The 17,911-nt window shown below is 33.1% G+C and carries 10 protein-coding genes; 6 read left to right on the plus strand and 4 right to left on the minus strand.

Annotation, left to right across the window (positions count from 1 at the left end; translation table 11 throughout):
• The first annotated feature begins 62 nt into the window (after positions 1-62).
• Entirely contained in the window at positions 63-2,432 is a 2,370-nt protein-coding gene (locus tag DM397_RS14925) for a GAF domain-containing protein (RefSeq protein ID WP_111378304.1), read from the plus strand.
• Between the two features lie 291 nt (positions 2,433-2,723).
• Here the strand turns inward: DM397_RS14925 and DM397_RS14930 are convergent, their stop codons facing one another.
• The gene (locus DM397_RS14930) at positions 2,724-3,911 is read right to left on the minus strand and encodes a Pycsar system effector family protein (protein WP_111378305.1); all 1,188 of its coding nucleotides are present in this window, start codon (positions 3,909-3,911) and stop codon (positions 2,724-2,726) included.
• A gap of 26 nt (positions 3,912-3,937) precedes the next feature.
• Between DM397_RS14930 and DM397_RS14935 the strand changes: the two genes are divergently transcribed.
• Positions 3,938-7,669 (plus strand): metallophosphoesterase, encoded by a 3,732-nt coding sequence (locus DM397_RS14935; protein WP_111378306.1) that lies wholly within the window; start codon positions 3,938-3,940, stop codon positions 7,667-7,669.
• Between the two features lie 156 nt (positions 7,670-7,825).
• Here DM397_RS14935 and DM397_RS14940 read toward each other — a convergent pair whose 3' ends face one another.
• Together DM397_RS14940 and DM397_RS14945 are read right to left on the minus strand one after the other, a co-directional pair.
• On the minus strand, positions 7,826-8,683 hold the full coding sequence (locus tag DM397_RS14940; protein WP_111378307.1) for an SdiA-regulated domain-containing protein: 858 nt from the start codon (positions 8,681-8,683) through the stop codon (positions 7,826-7,828).
• A gap of 125 nt (positions 8,684-8,808) precedes the next feature.
• The gene (locus DM397_RS14945; protein ID WP_111378308.1) at positions 8,809-9,861 is read right to left on the minus strand and encodes a hypothetical protein; all 1,053 of its coding nucleotides are present in this window, start codon (positions 9,859-9,861) and stop codon (positions 8,809-8,811) included.
• Between the two features lie 106 nt (positions 9,862-9,967).
• Here DM397_RS14945 and DM397_RS14950 point away from each other — a divergent pair, with 106 nt between their 5' ends.
• From DM397_RS14950 to DM397_RS14960, 3 genes are read left to right on the plus strand one after another with little or no spacing between them, the layout of a single operon-like run.
• On the plus strand, positions 9,968-10,879 hold the full coding sequence (locus DM397_RS14950) for an ABC transporter ATP-binding protein (protein ID WP_111378309.1): 912 nt from the start codon (positions 9,968-9,970) through the stop codon (positions 10,877-10,879).
• A gap of 3 nt (positions 10,880-10,882) precedes the next feature.
• A complete protein-coding gene (locus DM397_RS14955) occupies positions 10,883-11,719 on the plus strand; it encodes an ABC transporter permease (RefSeq protein WP_111378310.1) in 837 nt (278 codons plus the stop codon).
• 13 nt (positions 11,720-11,732) lie between these two features.
• Positions 11,733-14,087 (plus strand): T9SS type B sorting domain-containing protein, encoded by a 2,355-nt coding sequence (locus DM397_RS14960; protein ID WP_167511666.1) that lies wholly within the window; start codon positions 11,733-11,735, stop codon positions 14,085-14,087.
• 148 nt (positions 14,088-14,235) lie between these two features.
• On the opposite strand, the gene typA is transcribed toward DM397_RS14960, so the two are convergent.
• The gene (typA, locus tag DM397_RS14965) at positions 14,236-16,032 is read right to left on the minus strand and encodes a translational GTPase TypA (protein ID WP_111378311.1); all 1,797 of its coding nucleotides are present in this window, start codon (positions 16,030-16,032) and stop codon (positions 14,236-14,238) included.
• A gap of 168 nt (positions 16,033-16,200) precedes the next feature.
• On the opposite strand from typA, the gene DM397_RS14970 reads away from it, so the two are divergent.
• Positions 16,201-17,910, plus strand: coding sequence for a PAS domain-containing sensor histidine kinase (locus tag DM397_RS14970; protein WP_111378312.1), 1,710 nt, complete (start codon positions 16,201-16,203; stop codon positions 17,908-17,910).
• Position 17,911 lies beyond the last annotated feature (1 nt).

A 17,911-nucleotide genomic window follows, 5' to 3' on the forward strand; every position in this document is an offset into this window, starting at 1 on the left:
GAAATAGCAAAATGTCGTACATTCTTAATTTATGCTTAATTTTGTATTAAAAAATAACTCAGATGGATATTCAATTTTTTAAAGAAAGTCCTTTTACCACTATAATTTCATTTCACAAGCTAATTGAATCTTTTGAAGAAATTGCACAGTCAGACGTTGATTACAGATCAAATTATGCCAAAGCGATTTTAGAACAAATTGAATTAATTCCGGAACTTAGGACTGGAATCCAGGATTATTCAGTTATCAAAAACAATGAAGCTTTAATTAAAAATATATTAGCCGATTTATTTCCGACTGCTCTGACGCACAACGAGATAAAAGCGGTTACAATTCCATTTCAAAATATCTCCTTTAATTATACAGAGCGTTTCAAGAAAATCCTCAAAAATGCGGGAGACGAATTTTATATGGAAATTCGTGATTTTAGCGACCATCAATTCTATATCAATAACTGTTGTTTAATTTTGAGCAGTTATTACAAACAGCATATTGATTTCAATCAGCCGTTTTTCTATGACATTCCTAATGAAAATGGTATTGAAAAACATTATCGCATTTTGTACAATGCTGATTTCATGGAAATTACTCCAACCGAAAACGCTGTTCCACTAACTCAAGAAGATATTGATCAATTACTTGATAATTATAACGATATCAATTTATGGAAATCTAAATTCCCAAAAGGAAGCTGGATTTTAAGAGGTTTTGGTATTGTTTCTTTATTTGATGCGACAACAGAAAGTGCTATTTCTATATTGAAAAGCAATCTTCTGAAACCTGGGCCTAAAACGGTTGAAACAGATCAAGAAGTCTCTAATATTTTTCAGTCTATCTTTAATCTTCCAAATTTAAAAGTCGGATTTATTATCTATAATCCAGAGGAAGAAAAATTTATCAGACCAGCAAAATATGAAAATCAGATGAAAAGCTTCTTGCTTTCGGCTGATCAGGAAGTCGATTGTAAAAATGCTTTGTTCGGATGTTCTTTCGAAAATTTATTAGATAACAATGAACCTTTTGTTATTTCTAATGTGCGTAAATTCACTGAAGAACAAACAAATAAAAAACTTGGAGAGCATTTACTATCACAAGGTATACAGAGCTGTATATTTGCACCAGTTATAAAAAACGGGCATTTATTAGGAGTTGTAGAATTAGTTTCACAAAACATACAAGATCTAAATAGTGTAAATGCTACAAAACTAGATTTGGTTCTGCCATATTTAACCGATACTATTGATCGTGTTAATACCGACATGCAGCATCAGATCGAGGCGATTATTCAGCGTGAATACACTACGATTCACCCAAGTGTGTATTGGAAGTTCAAGAGAGAATCTCAGAACTATTTTCAAAATATGAATCATACTAAAGATTATATTTTTAAAGAAATTGTTTTTAAAAATGTATATCCGCTGTATGGACAAATTGATATTAAAGGTTCTTCTGAACATCGCAACGAAACGGTAAAAATTGATTTAAAAAGTCAACTGACTGCTCTTATGGAAATTTTTGATAATCAAGAAGAAAACTCAAACTTAGTTCTTCTTGAGCAAAGAAAATTTGAATTGGAATCGCTTCGAAGCGAGTTGGATTATCCACTAAAAGCAGATACAGAACAGCACATACAGCGTTACATTGAAGAAGAAATTCATCCGATACTGAAAAACACAAAAAGCAATGCTAAATCTGAAAAATTAGAGCAATTATACTTTGATAGCTTAGACGAAAAAACAGGAATGTTTTATCAGGAAAGAAAGAAGTTTGACAATGCCATGTCGATTATCAATAAAAGATTGGCAACAGTTTTAGACAGAAAACAAGTCGAAGCTCAGCAAATTTATCCGCATTATTACGAACGTTTTAAAACGGATGGTGTTGAACATAACTTATATATTGGAGCTTCTATCTCGCCAACAAAACCGTTCGATATTATGTATCTGCATAATCTTCGTTTGTGGCAATTGCAAACTCTATGCGAAATGGAATTGGAACACCATGAACTTAAAGAATCGCTACCTTACGAATTGGATGTTACTTCGTTAATTCTTGTTTTCAGTTCTGCACTTTCTATCCGTTTCAGAATGGATGAAAAACGTTTTGATGTAGACGGAACTTACAATGCGAGATATGAAGTCGTTAAAAAACGAATTGACAAATCTCATATTAAAGGAACAAACGAAAGAATTACAGAAAAAGAAAAAATCACGATTGTTTACTCTCAAAATAGTGAAGAAGCAGAATATTTAAAATACATTAAATACTTGCAGCACAAGAAAATTTTGGAACCATCGATAGAACAATTTGAAGTCGAAGATCTTCAGGGAGTTTCTGGTTTGAGAGCGATTCGCGTGAAAGTAATCAACAATAATTCAAACCCAGGAATTAAGAAAATAACTTATCAGGATTTGTTAGATGAGCTCAACTAAATAGTTGAGCTTTTTTTATTTTTTAAACACATAGAAACATAGATTTTGAAACTTAAAAAGGCGTTTCACTTGCATCAATTCACATAGCTATGTGTGAGAAACTAGTTTCTTTCTTTATTCTTTGTAGATAAAGAAAAAACTATGTTTCTATATGTTTAAAAATATTTTTGTTAAAAAACTTTGTCAAAGTTCTCTAGACACGGATAAAACGGATTTTTAATTTAAATCAAAAAAAACTGTGTTCATCTGCGTTTTCGCGATAGCGAATCCGTAAAATCAGCGTCTAAAATTTTAAATTGATTTAAAAGCAATCACAAACGCAATCACTGTTATGATAATTCCGAACATAAAAAAGTTATAGGCAATTCGGAGTAAATTATATTTTCGTTGCAAAACCAATCCCAAGTAATACAAATCTTTGATCATCGTTGAATACAGATAATCTCGGTCTTTCATCATTTCATTCATTGCCCAATCATAATCTTCAAGAGGCATTTTATAGAAATTCCCAAAAAACATTAAATTCACTTTTCTGGCTTCGACATCATCACGCGTAAAGAATCCTGATGTCACTTTTGGACGTGTAGAAAGAATCGCGAAAATAATCGTAATTACGCTCGACATTAGCATAATAAACGTCGGCACAACTAAATGGGCATTTTTTGGACTATCTAGTTTTGGAATAATAGATGATAATGCAATCGAGATAATAATGGCATTTACCGACAATAAAATATTGGCTTTACTATCTGCAATACCGCTTAAACGGGTATGGTTTCCAAGTGTAACACGAAATAAAGTATCAATTCCGCGATCAGGTTTATCGGCTTTTTCCGCTTTTTCTCTTTTTTTATTTTCTTCTTCTAGTGCAGCGGCAGCTTTCAATTCCTGTTTATTTATTTTTTTCTGAATTAATAATAGATTTTTCTCTTTCAGAGGCTGCCATTTTCTCAACGCATAATCTGTATAGAATCTATGTTTATTCAATAAAAAATTAAGATTTTCTCTAGTCCATTCGTCATTAGAAAAGCTAACTATTCCCGCATTTTTTAATTCCAAACGAAGCAATTCGCAAGTTGTCGCATATTCAGCTCCCATTAGATGGGCGTAATCTGCATCACGAATAATCTTTTCTAAGTGCGTTCTAGGCTCATATTCTTTGACAGTAGCCAGAATCAAGCTCGAAACAAGTGCGATAAATTCTTCCGATTTTCCTTTTTCTCGCAGAAAAGCAGCAACAATTTCAGTACTCTTCTTTTCATGATTTTCATATCCTTCAATGTATCCAGTATCATGAAACCATGCCGCAACCAAAAGCGCTTCCTTATCTTCTCCGCTTACATCTTCTTTTTTGCAAAGTTCTTTTACTGCTGTAACAACCGTAAAAGTATGATTAAAATTATGGTAAGAATATAAATTAGAAAGTTTATCTTTGAGTAAATTACTCACGAAATCTTCGGATTGTTCTATTAGATTCATAAAGAATATTTTTATACCACTAAATTATGAAATTGTTTTTGGATAATCATTTTATTGCCAAGATTAAAAACTATTTATTAGCAATAACAGCACTATTCATCGTTTATTCTTGTGCAACACGCAAACCGCAATATGGAAAAAGTGTGAGCGCCAACGAAACAGAAAACGCAACAGATACCATAAAAATTGCACATACTTTTTTTCTTGTTGGCGATGCTGGAAATGCCGATGAAGAACAGGCACAGCAAACGTTAGAACTTCTGCATCAAAAGCTTAAGAAAGCGAGTAAAAAATCTACTCTTCTTTTCTTAGGCGACAACATCTATCCGAAAGGTTTTCCGAGCGACAAACATCCTGAAGACAAGGCTTTAGCAGAAACTAAATTAACCAATCAATTAAAATTAACGAAAGATTTTAAAGGAAAAACAATCGTAATTCCAGGAAATCACGACTGGTACAGTGGCATCAAAGGCCTAGAACGTCAGGCTGATTTTGTAGCGAAATATTTAAATGACAAAAAAGGTTTTCTTCCAAGAAAATCCTGTCCGATTGAAAACGTAAAAATTGACAGCACCACTACTCTGATAGCTGTTGATAGTGAATGGTTTCTTGAAGATTGGAACGATCACCCAACTATAAATGACAATTGTGAAATTAAAACCCGAGAAGCTTTTTTTGAAGAGCTAGAAGGGCTTTTAAACAAGAATCAAGAAAAGACAGTGGTTTTAGCCATTCACCACCCTTTATTAAGTAACGGAACACACGGCGGACAATTTTCATTAGAAAAACAATTATTTCCTTTAGAGCAAAAAATTCCGCTTCCGGTAATTGGTTCATTTATTAATTTATTGCGAAAAACATCTGGTGTAAGTCCGCAGGACATTCAGAATAAACAATATACGATTTATACTAAAAGAATTAAAACGCTTCTGCAAAAGCAGAAAAATGTAATTGTAGTTTCGGGTCACGATCATAACCTACAATATATCAGCAAAGAAAATATTCAGCAGATTATCAGTGGTGCTGGATCAAAATCGGAAGCTGCGCGAGCTATTAGTCCGTACGATTTTTCATATGGCAGAAATGGTTACGCTACTTTAACTATGTTTAAAAGCGGAGATGCGAAAGTTTCTTTTTATGGAAATGAAAACGGCAAAGAAAAGTTGCTTTTTGAACGTGAAATCATAAAAGCCAAAGAGGTTAATTGGGCAGCAGATATCCCGAACAAGTTTCCTTCAACTGTGACCACTTCTATTTATTCTCCAAAGATGACTCAAAAAAGTGCATTTCATAGATTTTTATTCGGCCAGCATTATAGAAAATATTACAGTATGCCAGTTGAAGCTACAACAGCAACAGTTGATACTTTAAAAGGAGGCTTAAAACCTATTCGTGAAGGCGGAGGACATCAGTCAATTTCATTGAGAATGTCGGATCCTCAAGGGCGTGAGTACGTGATGCGTGCTATGAAAAAAAGTGCTACAACATTTTTGCAATCTGTAGCTTTTAAAGATCAATATGTGGTAAATGAATTTGAAAAAACATACGCCGAGGATTTTTTATTTGATTTTTACACGACTTCTCACCCTTATTCTTCTTTCGCTATCGGAAGCATGTCTGATCAAATTGGACTTAGACATACTAATCCGATTTTATATTATATTCCGAAACAAAATGGTCTAGGTGAATTTAATGCTAGTTTTGGAGACCAATTATATATGGTTGAAGAAAGACCTGCTGACAATCATCTTGATGGCAAAAATTTCGGAAAACCGAGCAACATCATCGGAACTGATGATATGATGCTGAATCTTCATAAAGATGAAAAATATACTGTTGATGAAAAAGAATATATCAAAGCGCGTTTGTTTGATATTCTTTTAGGCGATTGGGACCGACACAGTGATCAATGGCGTTGGGCTGAGTATAAAGAAGATGGAAAAGTAATTTACAGACCTATTCCAAGAGATCGTGACCAAGCTTTTGTAAAATACGATGGCGCTTTGCTTTCACTTATAATGAATATGCCTCCTCTTCGTCACATGCGAACTTTTAAAGGTGACAGAATCAATGTGAAATGGCTTGGAAGAGAACCGTACCCGATGGATTTAGCATTTCTAAAAACTGCTGGAGAAAAAGAATGGATTGAGCAAGCCCAGTACATTCAGGAAAACTTGACAGATGCAGATATCGATTTGGCTTTTAAAAATATGCCAAAAGAAGTTCAGGATGAAACAGTTGATGAAATCAAAGCAAAGCTAAAAAGCAGAAAAAAAGATCTTCAGAAATATGCGCGTGAGTATTCTGAAGTGTTAGATAGGACTGTTATGATTGCGGGAACAGACAAAAAAGACAAGTTTGTTTTAAATCATAATATAAAGAAAAGGATTGAAATTCAGGTTTTCAGAATCAAAAAAGAAGGTGATGAATTGCTTTATACCAAAAACGTAACCGATGATAAAACCAAAAATCTTTGGATTTACGGATTAGATGATAATGATGTTTTTGAAGTAAAAGGAAACGAAAAATCGAGCATTAAAATTCGTTTGATTGGAGGTCAGAACAACGATACTTACAACATCGAAAACGGACGAAAGGTTATTGTTTATGATTTCAAATCAAAAGAAAACACCTATAATTTAGATTCTAAAACACAAACACAGCTTACAGATGATTACGATGTTAATGCTTACAATTACGAAAAACCAAAATATAATGTAGTTTCTGGTCTTCCAAACATTGGATATAATCCAGATGATGGTGTAAAAGTAGGCGTTAGCGTAAATTATACCGTTAATAATTTTAAGCAAAATCCGTACACGCAAAGACATATTTTTAATGCTTTCTACTATTTTGCTACTGGCGGTTTAGAGTTTAATTATGCTGCACATTTCCCCGGTTTGTTAGGAAAATGGGTTATTGATGTGGAATCACTATATACGACTCCAAATTTTGCCATGAACTATTTTGGTTACGGAAACGAATCGCAATACAATGATGATTTAGGAATGGATTACAACCGTGTTCGCATTAGAAAATTTAATGCTTCGGGTGCCATTCGTCATGTAGGAAGATACGGAAGCGAGTTTAGCATTCAGCCAATCTTCCAAAGAATGACCGTTGAAGACACCGAAAATAGATACATCAACATTCCTGGAATTGTAAATCCGGAAGTATTTGACAGTCAGAATTACGGAAGTTTGAAAGTAAAATATCAGTTTAAAAATTCAGATTTTGCTGCTAAACCTACATTAGGAATGTATTTTATGCTTGCAGGAACTTGGACAACAAATCTTGACGAAACAAAAAAGAATTTCCCAACTCTTGAAAGTATTTTAGGCTTTACGCATAAAATCGATCATAACGGAAAATTGATTCTAGCTACTTACCTTAAAGGAAAGGCTATTTTTAATAATAATTACGAATTCTATCAAGGTGCTTCTCTGGGAGGCGACACCGATTTACGAGGTTATAGAAACGAACGTTTCTTAGGAAGTTCATACTTCTCTCAAAGCTCTGATTTACGTTTAAGCATTGGGAAAATCCGTAAAACGATTGTGCCTTTTACGTATGGAATTTTAGGCGGTTTTGACTACGGAAGAGTTTGGCTTGATGGTGAAAATTCTAAAAAATGGCACCAAGATTACGGCGGCGGACTTTGGCTGAATGCCATAAATGTGATTACAGCAAGAATCTCATATTTTAAATCTCCTGACGAAGTTGGAAGATTGATTTTTGGAGCGGCATATAGCTTTTAAAAAAGTTGCTAAGCTGCTGAGATACTAAGATTCTAAGGTTTTCTCTACTCTGAGTAAAAAAAACAGCCACGAATTCACGAATTATTTTTAATTAAAAATTCGTGAATTCGTGGCTAATCTTTTCTTAGCATCTTAGCACCTCAGTACCTTAGCAACTTAAAGCTTAAACTCGTAGAGCTTTCCTCCTATTTTGTTTGTTTTTTCGTCGGCGATTAGTAACGTATTATTATCTTTAAAAACGATCGCTTCTTTTTGTGAAAAGTGATTTAAATTTAATTCCGTTTGAGTTCCTTTATGGAATAAATCTCCTTTAAATCCTTTAAATAAAAGCACTTTGTCATGACTTAATAAAGCCACTTTTTTTCCGTCAGGGCTTATTGTGGCGCTTGTCAAAACACAATGATTATAATTGCTGCAGGTTTTAAATTCTCCTATTTTAACTGCTTTTTGAGTTCCCGCAGCATTTTTTATTTTGTAAATAAAAGCTGTTCCGTCAAAACCTTTACTTCTGTTTTTGGTAAAAAGGTAGAAATAGCCTCCTTGTTCGAAGAAGCCTTCAACATCGTAAAACATTTCTTTTTTCTTTGGCGGAAATTCTTTTTGTTCCGGATACGAAAATGAAATTTTATATTCAGCTTTAGCTACATCATTATTCAGTTGATTTTTTGCAACTTTATAAATACAAAGATCTCTTCTTTCGTTATCATTGTTTCCAAAATCTCCAATGTAGATATTTCCAGATTTATCTTTTGTAATATCTTCCCAATCGACATTTGTGGCATTTGAAATCGTAATGGTTTTGGCTAATTTCCCTTTAGAATCGATGGCGTAAATTGCATTTTTATTTCCGCTGTCTTCCAAAGTATAAAGCGTTTGCGTTTCGGGAAAATAAGTTATTCCTGAAACTTCTTTTAATTTTTTTGGAAGCGAATAAAGTTCTTTTAAATCAGAACCAGATTGTTTCTGGCAAGCTAATAAAACAATTGAACAGATAATTAGGAAAGATTTTTTCATGATATTATTTTTATTTTTTTGTCATCCTGAGGAACGAAGGATCACACTAGAGATTGCGTAAAGTAATTCTCCAATCTTTGTAGAGTTACTTGTGTGATCCTTCGTTCCTCAGGATGACAATAATTCTAAACTAAGTTAGTATTTTTAAAATTACGGGTAATAAATTCAAATGCGGCGTGCATGATGTGCCCCATTGATTTTGCGTTTTTAAATTTCATATCGTTTGTATAACGGTATAATTCCATTTTTAATTGCAGTAAATGTTCTTGAGTAGAAATGGTATCGTGGCACATAATATTCAGCAATTTTTTAATTCTCGTTTCGGCAGAATGAATACGTTTTGCCAAAATTGCCCTTTCTTCATCTTTATATTGAATAATCGAACGCTCTTCTAATTTCTCTTTGATCAATTGAATCATCGGGAAATTTTCCTTGAAAAACTGCGGACGATACACTTTAAAATTCCCCTCGTAACATTGCTGATCAAAATCGATTGGACGAATTTTATAAACTACTTGATCAAAATCGTGAATCGGGACAATTACATAATTATACGCACGCATGTCACCCAAAAGCCGAATCATACAACGTTCGTTAAATTTCACAAACTCTTTGGCAATCTGTGCTTTTTCCATTTCACTACATTTATCAAGCAAAGTATCCATAAAAACATCGCCTGGAATTCCGATAATATGCTCTTCGATTAGAGTGTCTTTATAAACCAGAAAGTTGATTTTATCTGGCGAAAGAATATCTTCCAATTCTAATCCGTAAATTCGAGAAGCATCGGCTTTTTTGATATAAAAATGGACATAGTTATCATTAAGAATATTTCGAACTTTAATTCTAAAAGGTTTCGAATTTCCGAAAGTACAATAATCAATTGCATCAACATTCAAATATTGAATAATTTCGCTATTACCATCAGAATGCAGAAGCGAGTATATTTTCTTTAGATTCAAATCAATTTCATTACGCTCAAATTCGCCATAATAAACCCGAATCCAAAGCGTGTCTGTATCATTTTTATCGTATACATTTATTGAACCCGAAAAACGAAGCAAGTCATCATAAAACACAGAAACTTTAGAAATACGTTCGTATCGTTCTAAATAGCTTAAAAGTGGCTGTGTTAAAGGGTAAGACGGTTTTTTTAAAACCATTAAAGGCTCGCTCATTTTGAATATCTTTATTACAAATTTACATCAATACGATTTAAAGTTAGAATTTAAAGTAACAAAAATCAACTTGGCTCGTCATACTAAAAACTAAAACCAGAAAAATTTGGAAACCATATTAACCATTGAGAATTTAAGCAAAAGATACGGCCGAATTCAGGCTTTGAAAAATGTATCTTTTCAAATACAAAAAGGTCGTGTTTATGGCATTCTAGGGCCAAACGGCAGCGGAAAATCGACTACATTAGGAATTGTATTGAGTGTTGTCAATAAATCGTCTGGCAGTTATCGCTGGTTTGATGGCAATGTCGAAACTCATGATGCTTTAAAAAAAGTGGGCGCTATTATAGAAAGACCTAATTTTTATCCGTACATGACAGCCGAGCAAAACTTAAAATTGGTTTGCAAAATCAAAAACATCAACTATTCTAAAGTCAATGAAAAATTAGAATTAGTTGGTTTAAGCGAAAGAAAAGACAGTAAGTTCAGCACTTTTTCATTGGGTATGAAACAGCGTCTAGCAATCGCGTCGGCACTTTTGAACGATCCTGAAATTTTAATTTTAGATGAACCAACCAACGGATTAGATCCACAAGGAATTCATCAGATTCGTGATATTATCAAAAAAATTGCTTCGCAAGGAACGACTATTTTACTTGCTTCTCATTTATTGGATGAAGTAGAAAAAGTATGTTCGCAGGTAATTGTTTTGAGAAAAGGTGAAGTTTTATATTCCGGCCCTGTTGATGGAATGTCCTCAAACGAAGGTTTCTTTGAGTTGCAAACCGATAATAATTTAGTTTTAAAAACTGTTTTAGCAGAACATCCTGCTGTTGATAGAATTGCTGAAGAACATGATAAAGTTTTAGTTTACCTAAATTCTGACTTATCCGCTTCAGAATTAAATCAGTTTTTGTTTTCTAAAAACATTGTTTTAAGCCATTTAGTAAAACGTAAAAACAGTCTAGAAGCACAATTTTTAGAATTAACCAAAAACGCTATCGCCCAAAAAAACTAAATCATGAAAAGACTTCTCTCTATAGAATTACAAAAAATCTGGATGAACAAAGCCAGTAAAATATTAACTCTAACTTATTTTATATTACTTTCTTTTATAGCCTTAATTGCTGCCATAAAATTTGATATTGGAATTTTCAAATTTCATTTGGCAGAAATGGGAATTTTTAATTTTCCTTTTATCTGGCATTTTAATACTTACGTAGCTGCTTGGATGAAATTCTTTTTAGCTATAGTAATCGTTTCTATGATGGCAAATGAATATAGTTACGGAACTTTAAAACAAAACTTAATTGATGGTCTTAGCAAAAAAGAATTTATTTTATCTAAATTCTTAACTGTAGTTTTATTTGCTTTTGCATCTACTGTTTTTGTTTTTATAATGAGCTTAATTTTAGGATTTTGCTTCTCTTCTTACACCGAATTTGGTATTGTTTTTAGCGACTTAGACTATCTTTTGGCCTTTTTTGTAAAATTGACAGGTTTCTTTTCGTTCTGCTTATTTTTAGGAATATTAGTAAAACGTTCTGCTTTTGCACTGGGGTTTCTTTTAGTTTGGAATATAATTGAAGCAATCATAAGAGGTACTTTGGCATTTAAAATTTTCCCAAACAGCGATACTGACAAAAAAATTACGCAGTTTTTGCCTTTAGAATCAATGTCTAATTTAATTGTCAATCCAGGACCAAGATTATCTGTTGTGAAGAACATTGGCACACAAATGGGAATTGAAACAGATGCTGATTTTAGCGTTGATTATTTTGCTGTTTTTATCGTTCTAACTTGGACTTTCCTATTTATATATTTTTCTTACAAATTATTAAAAAATAGAGATTTGTAGTATATTTGTTACTATGAGTCCTTCAAGAATTTTATTTCTAACTTTCATTTTGTGCTGTTTTTATACCAAAATCAGCGCACAGGCTATCTCTGTCAATTCTAATGCGACACCTGCCGATTTAATTCAGAATGTTTTAATAAATAGTTCTTGCATCGATACTGAAAGTGTAAGTGGGTCGGGAAACCCAACTCCAAACCAGCAGAGTTATGGCTCTTTTACGGCAGGTGCAAATTTTCCTTTTTCGAGCGGAATAGTTTTAAGCACTTCTCCAAGCACAAAAGCAGTGGGGCCTTATATACAGGAACAATCCAAAGGCACAGAAGTGCCAGGATGGAACGGTGATACTGATCTCAATCAAGCTTTAGGAATTAACAATAGTACGCAAGCAACAGTTTTAGAATTTGATTTTATAGCATTAACTAATTCTGTAAGCTTTAATTATATTTTTGCTTCAAATGAATATCAACTTAATTTTCCTTGTATTTACTCAGACGGATTTGCATTCTTAATTAAAGAAGCTGGAAGCAGTGAAAACTATAAAAACCTTGCCGTTTTACCCAATACTACAACAGCAGTTTCGGCAACAACAGTTCATCCTAAAATTGAAACTGTTAAAGATGAGTACGGAGTATCTTTAATTGGATGCGAAGCTGTTAATGAAAACTACTTTAATGGATATAATTCAGATTCTAGCCCTATTAATTATGCAGGTCAGACCGTAGTAATGAATGCTTCAACGGATGTCATTCCAAATAAAAAATATCACTTAAAAATGGTTGTTGCCGATGATGCTACGAGACAATACAATTCGGCAGTTTTTATTGAGGCAGGCAGTTTTGTAACTAAAATAAATTTTGGTGAAGATAGAACTGTGGCAAATAATAATCCGATCTGTTTTGGAGAAAGTTACGTTTTAGATACCAATTTAAGTTCAACAGCTTATACTTTTAAATGGTTCAAAAAAGATGCTTCCAACAATTATATTGAGATTACTGGAGCAACGTCTTCCTCTTATGCTGTACAAACATCAGGAATGTATAAAGTTGAAGCAAATTTGAGTGGCACGACATGCATTTCTATTGGAGAAATCACCATTGAGTTTACACCTCAAATTCAATCAACCAACACTTCTTTATTGCAATGTGATGATGATGCAGACGGTTTCACCATTTTTGATTTGACCAAAGTTGCTAATATTGTAAAAAATAATAACTCACAAATCGTTAATCAAGGATATTACGAAACTTTGGCAGATGCACAGGCAAAAACAAATCCAATTTTAAATCCGCAGCGTTATACCAACAAAACTCCAAATCAAATTGTTTTTGCTAGAATTGAAAATACTTTTGGTTGCAGTGCAATACCTCAAATCACATTAAATGTTTCTAGTACTGTGATCCCAGATCAGAATCCAATTGCCAAGTGCGATGAAGATGAAATACAAGACGGTTTATATCAATTTGATTTAGCAACAGAAGTAACTCCTCAAGTTTTAACAGGTTTGCCTCCTGGACTGGTAATCAATTATTTTTTGACAGCTTTAGACGCAGTTACAGAAACAAATCAGCTACCAAATATTTTCAAAAATACTACGCCAAACAGCCAAACTATTTATGCTCGTGCCGCAAATGGTTCTGATTGTTATGATATCACTCCTATAGAATTGATTGTCCACACCTTCAACCCTCCAAATTTTGAAGATGAGACACAATATCTTTGCAAAGGAAGCGAAATAACATTATCAGTAGCAACTGGTTTCAACAGTTATGCTTGGTCTAATAACTTAGGTACAACAAATTCAATCCAAGTTAACACCCCAGGTGATTACTCGGTAACCGTAACAGACGCTAATGGATGTCCAAAAACTAAAAATTTTAAAGTAATTCTATCTGAACCAGCTACAATTACAGGAGCTGATGTAAAAGATTTCTCTGGAATAGACAATTCTGTAAAGATTCTCTATACTGGTGTTGGAAATTATGAATTTTCTCTGGATGGAATTGTTTTTCAAGACGATCCAACTTTCACGCAAATAAGTCCAGGAGTCTATAATGCGATTGCTAGAGACAAAAATGGTTGCGGTCCTTCTAATGTATTTCAAATATATGTCTTAGACTATCCTCGTTTCTTTACTCCAAACGGAGACGGATTTAATGATTTATGGGTAATTAAAAACATTGACCAGATGCCAGATTATACCATCTCTATTTTTGATCGCTACGGAAAGTTATTAAAACAAATGAATCAGAATGGATCAGGCTGGAATGGAATTTTCAACGGAAGAGAAATGCCTTCAGATGATTATTGGTTTACGCTTCTTTTTGTTAATGGAAAAAATGTGAAAGGACACTTTAGTTTGAAAAGATAACTTTTATAAATTTCAAACTCTGAAATTCCAAATTCCAATACTTGGTCAAAAATTCAATTCTTTAAACAATTTCAATTAATCAAAAAAAAAGAATCCCAAACTCCATGAAATTGGAATTTGGGATTTTTTATATTGAAAGTTAAACTAATTAGATTTTATATCTTTTTCTATCAGTTTCACTTAAGTAAATCTTTCTTAAACGTAAAGATTTTGGAGTTACTTCAACGTACTCATCTTTTTGGATATACTCTAAAGCTTCTTCTAATGAGAATTTGATAGCTGGAATAATTCTAGCTTTATCATCAGCTCCAGAAGAACGTACGTTAGAAAGTTTTTTCGTTTTAGTAACGTTAACAGTCATATCGTCGCTACGAGTGTTTTCTCCAATTACCTGACCTTCATAGATATCCTCGTTAGGATCAACGAAGAATTTACCACGATCTTGTAATTTATCAATAGAATAAGGAATAGCTTTTCCGTTTTCCATAGAGATTAATGAACCGTTGTTACGTCCAGGAATTTCTCCTTTGTATGGTTCGTACCCAATGAAACGGTGTGCCATAATAGCCTCACCAGCAGTAGCAGTAAGCAATTGATTTCTCAAACCAATGATTCCACGAGATGGAATGTTGAATTTAATAATCATACGCTCACCTTTACCTTCCATAGAAAGCATTTCACCTTTACGGATAGTCACGAATTCAACCGCTCTACCTGAAAGGTTTTCTGGCAAGTCGATCGTTAATTCTTCAATTGGCTCACATTTAACACCATCAACTTCTTTGATAATAACTTGCGGCTGACCAATTTGAAGCTCATATCCTTCTCTTCTCATTGTTTCAATAAGAACAGATAAGTGAAGTACACCACGACCAAAAACCATGAATTTATCAGCAGAATCAGTTTCTCCAACTTTCATTGCTAAGTTTTTCTCAAGCTCTTTTGTCAATCTTTCACGGATATGACGAGAAGTAACAAATTTACCTTCTTTACCAAAGAAAGGTGAATCGTTAATTGTAAACAACATACTCATTGTTGGCTCGTCGATAGCAATTGTCTGTAAAGCTTCTGGATTTTCAAAATCAGCGATAGTATCACCAATTTCGAATCCTTCAATACCTACAACCGCACAAATATCTCCAGCAACAACCTCTTCTACTTTTCTACGGCCTAAACCTTCAAAAGTGTGTAATTCTTTAATTCTAGATTTGATGATTTTACCATCTCTTTTTACCAAAGAAATTGGCATTCCTTCTTTTAAAGTACCTCTTTCAAGACGTCCGATAGCGATACGACCTGTAAATGAAGAGAAATCTAAAGACGTGATCAACATTTGTGGAGTACCTTCAGAAACTTTAGGAGCTGGAACATTAGCAATAACCATGTCTAATAATGGTTCAATGTTTTCTGTTTGATTTTTCCAATCATCAGACATCCAGTTGTTTTTAGCAGAACCGTAAACAGCTGGGAAATCTAACTGCTCTTCAGTAGCTCCTAATTCGAACATTAGGTCAAAAACTTTTTCGTGAACTTCTTCAGGAGTACAGTTTTCTTTATCTACTTTATTGATAACCACGCAAGGCTTCAATCCTAAATCGATCGCTTTTTGCAAAACGAAACGAGTTTGAGGCATTGGTCCTTCAAAAGCATCAACTAGCAAACATACACCATCGGCCATGTTCAATACACGTTCTACTTCACCTCCAAAATCGGCGTGGCCAGGAGTGTCGATAATATTGATTTTTGTTCCTTTATATTGAACCGATACGTTTTTAGAAGTAATGGTAATACCTCTCTCGCGCTCTAAATCATTATTATCTAAGATTAAATCACCTGTGTTTTCGTTTTCACGAAATAACTGACAGTGATACATAATTTTATCAACCAAAGTTGTTTTACCGTGATCGACGTGGGCAATAATTGCAATGTTTCTAATAGATTCCATCTGTGATTTTTAATGGGCGCAAAGGTACACTTTATTTTTTAAAAAAAAATGTTTCTGCCATAGTTTGCGTATATACAATCAATTAGTTAATATAAATGATAAAAATATCGTTTTCAAAATGATATTAAGATACGTTCTGTTATAGTTAAATTAACTATATTTGAGGTGATGAAAAGTAAAACTCTCCAAATTACTCTTATTTATACCATCATCTCGATAATTATGGCGGTCTTATGTCATAAATTACTCATAACCTACTTTTCTTCTTCAGAATATCTATATCTGCCTTTAATAAAAGATGTTGTTTTTATTCTAATTACAGTATTGGTTTTCAGTTTAATACTTTCAAAAAATGAAAAAAGAAACATAACCATCTTTGAAAAACTAAACAAGACCAACGAAGAAATAAAAGAATCTAATGAGAAATATGACATTGTAGCAAAAGCGACAAGCGATACAATCTGGGATTGGAAAATTCAAGAGGACAGTATTAATTGGAACAAAGGAATTGAAGGTGTTTTTGGTTATGACCCAAAAGAAGTGGGCAAAACTTCTAAATGGTGGTTTGACAAAATTCACCCAGAAGACAGCATCCGAATGTCAATAAAGTTATATTCTTTCATAGAACAAAAAACTGAAAAATGGCAGGATCAATACCGTTTTAGATGCGCAGATGGATCATATAAATATGTTTTGGATCGAGGTTTTTTATTGAAAGATGAAAATGGAAGAGCCATCAGAATGATTGGAGCTATTCAGGATATTACGAAACAAAAAGAAGAAGAGCAGCGATTAAAACTTTTAGAAACTGTAATTACACAATCTAAAGATTCTATTTTAATTACCGAGGCCAATTCTTCTGAAAGAAAAATACCGAAAATAGTTTACGTGAATCCTGCATTTTCTCAAATGTCAGGTTATCAGTCAAATGAAATCATTGGGAAATCGCCAAACATTTTTAAAGGGCCGAAATCAGATTCTGACGAATTAAAGAAACTTTTAAGAGCCATAAAAAACGAAGAAGAATGCCTAATTGAAACCATTACTTACACCAAAAGTAAAGAAGAATACTGGGTACGCTTTTCTATGATTCCTATATTTAATAATGAAGGCATAATTTCTCACTGGATCTCAATACAGAGAGATATTACAGATGAGAAAAAACTTGAAACAGAAAAAGAACATCTTATTCGAGAATTAACCCAAAACAATAAGGATTTAAAACAATTCTCCTATATCACATCACACAATCTTAGAGCACCGCTTTCGAATTTGATTGGACTTTTAAATTTAATAGAAGACATACCTATAGAAAATGAAGAGCTTGAAGAAATATTAGCCGGATTTACAAAATCAACACATTTGCTAAATGAAACCATCAATGATTTAGTAAAAGTTATCATCATTAAAGACAACCCTTCTATGCAAAAAGAAGAAGTATCTTTAAAAGAAGTTTTTGAAAATGTATTTAGTCAATTATCTTTTCAAATCGAGTTACACAAACCAATAATTAAACTTAAATTCGACAAAGTACCTGAACTTATTACTAATAAGGCTTATATTGAAAGTATCTTATTAAATCTCTTAACCAACTCTATAAAATACAAATCAGAAAACAGGAAACTAAAAATATCTATAATAGCAGAACAAATAGAGCAAAGAACAATCTTAACCTTTAAAGATAACGGAATCGGAATTGACCTTGAACGAAATCGCGACAAAGTATTTGGCCTTTATCAAAGATTTCATAATTACCCTGACAGCAAAGGCTTAGGATTATATCTTGTAAAATCGCAAGTAGAAACAATGGGAGGCACAATCTCTATTGATAGTGAAGTTAATAAAGGAACTACATTTACGATAACATTTAAAAATTAAT

Source organism: Flavobacterium nitrogenifigens, from assembly GCF_003254565.1.
GTDB lineage: Bacteria > Bacteroidota > Bacteroidia > Flavobacteriales > Flavobacteriaceae > Flavobacterium > Flavobacterium nitrogenifigens.

Coding starts and splice junctions, on each gene's coding strand:
- DM397_RS14925 (WP_111378304.1), top strand. CDS start 63: ATGGATATTCAATTTTTTAAAGAAAGTCCTTTTACCACTATAATTTCA.
- DM397_RS14930 (WP_111378305.1), bottom strand. CDS start 3,911: ATGAATCTAATAGAACAATCCGAAGATTTCGTGAGTAATTTACTCAAA.
- DM397_RS14935 (WP_111378306.1), top strand. CDS start 3,938: ATGAAATTGTTTTTGGATAATCATTTTATTGCCAAGATTAAAAACTAT.
- DM397_RS14940 (WP_111378307.1), bottom strand. CDS start 8,683: ATGAAAAAATCTTTCCTAATTATCTGTTCAATTGTTTTATTAGCTTGC.
- DM397_RS14945 (WP_111378308.1), bottom strand. CDS start 9,861: ATGAGCGAGCCTTTAATGGTTTTAAAAAAACCGTCTTACCCTTTAACA.
- DM397_RS14955 (WP_111378310.1), top strand. CDS start 10,883: ATGAAAAGACTTCTCTCTATAGAATTACAAAAAATCTGGATGAACAAA.
- DM397_RS14960 (WP_167511666.1), top strand. CDS start 11,733: ATGAGTCCTTCAAGAATTTTATTTCTAACTTTCATTTTGTGCTGTTTT.
- typA (WP_111378311.1), bottom strand. CDS start 16,032: ATGGAATCTATTAGAAACATTGCAATTATTGCCCACGTCGATCACGGT.
- DM397_RS14970 (WP_111378312.1), top strand. CDS start 16,201: ATGAAAAGTAAAACTCTCCAAATTACTCTTATTTATACCATCATCTCG.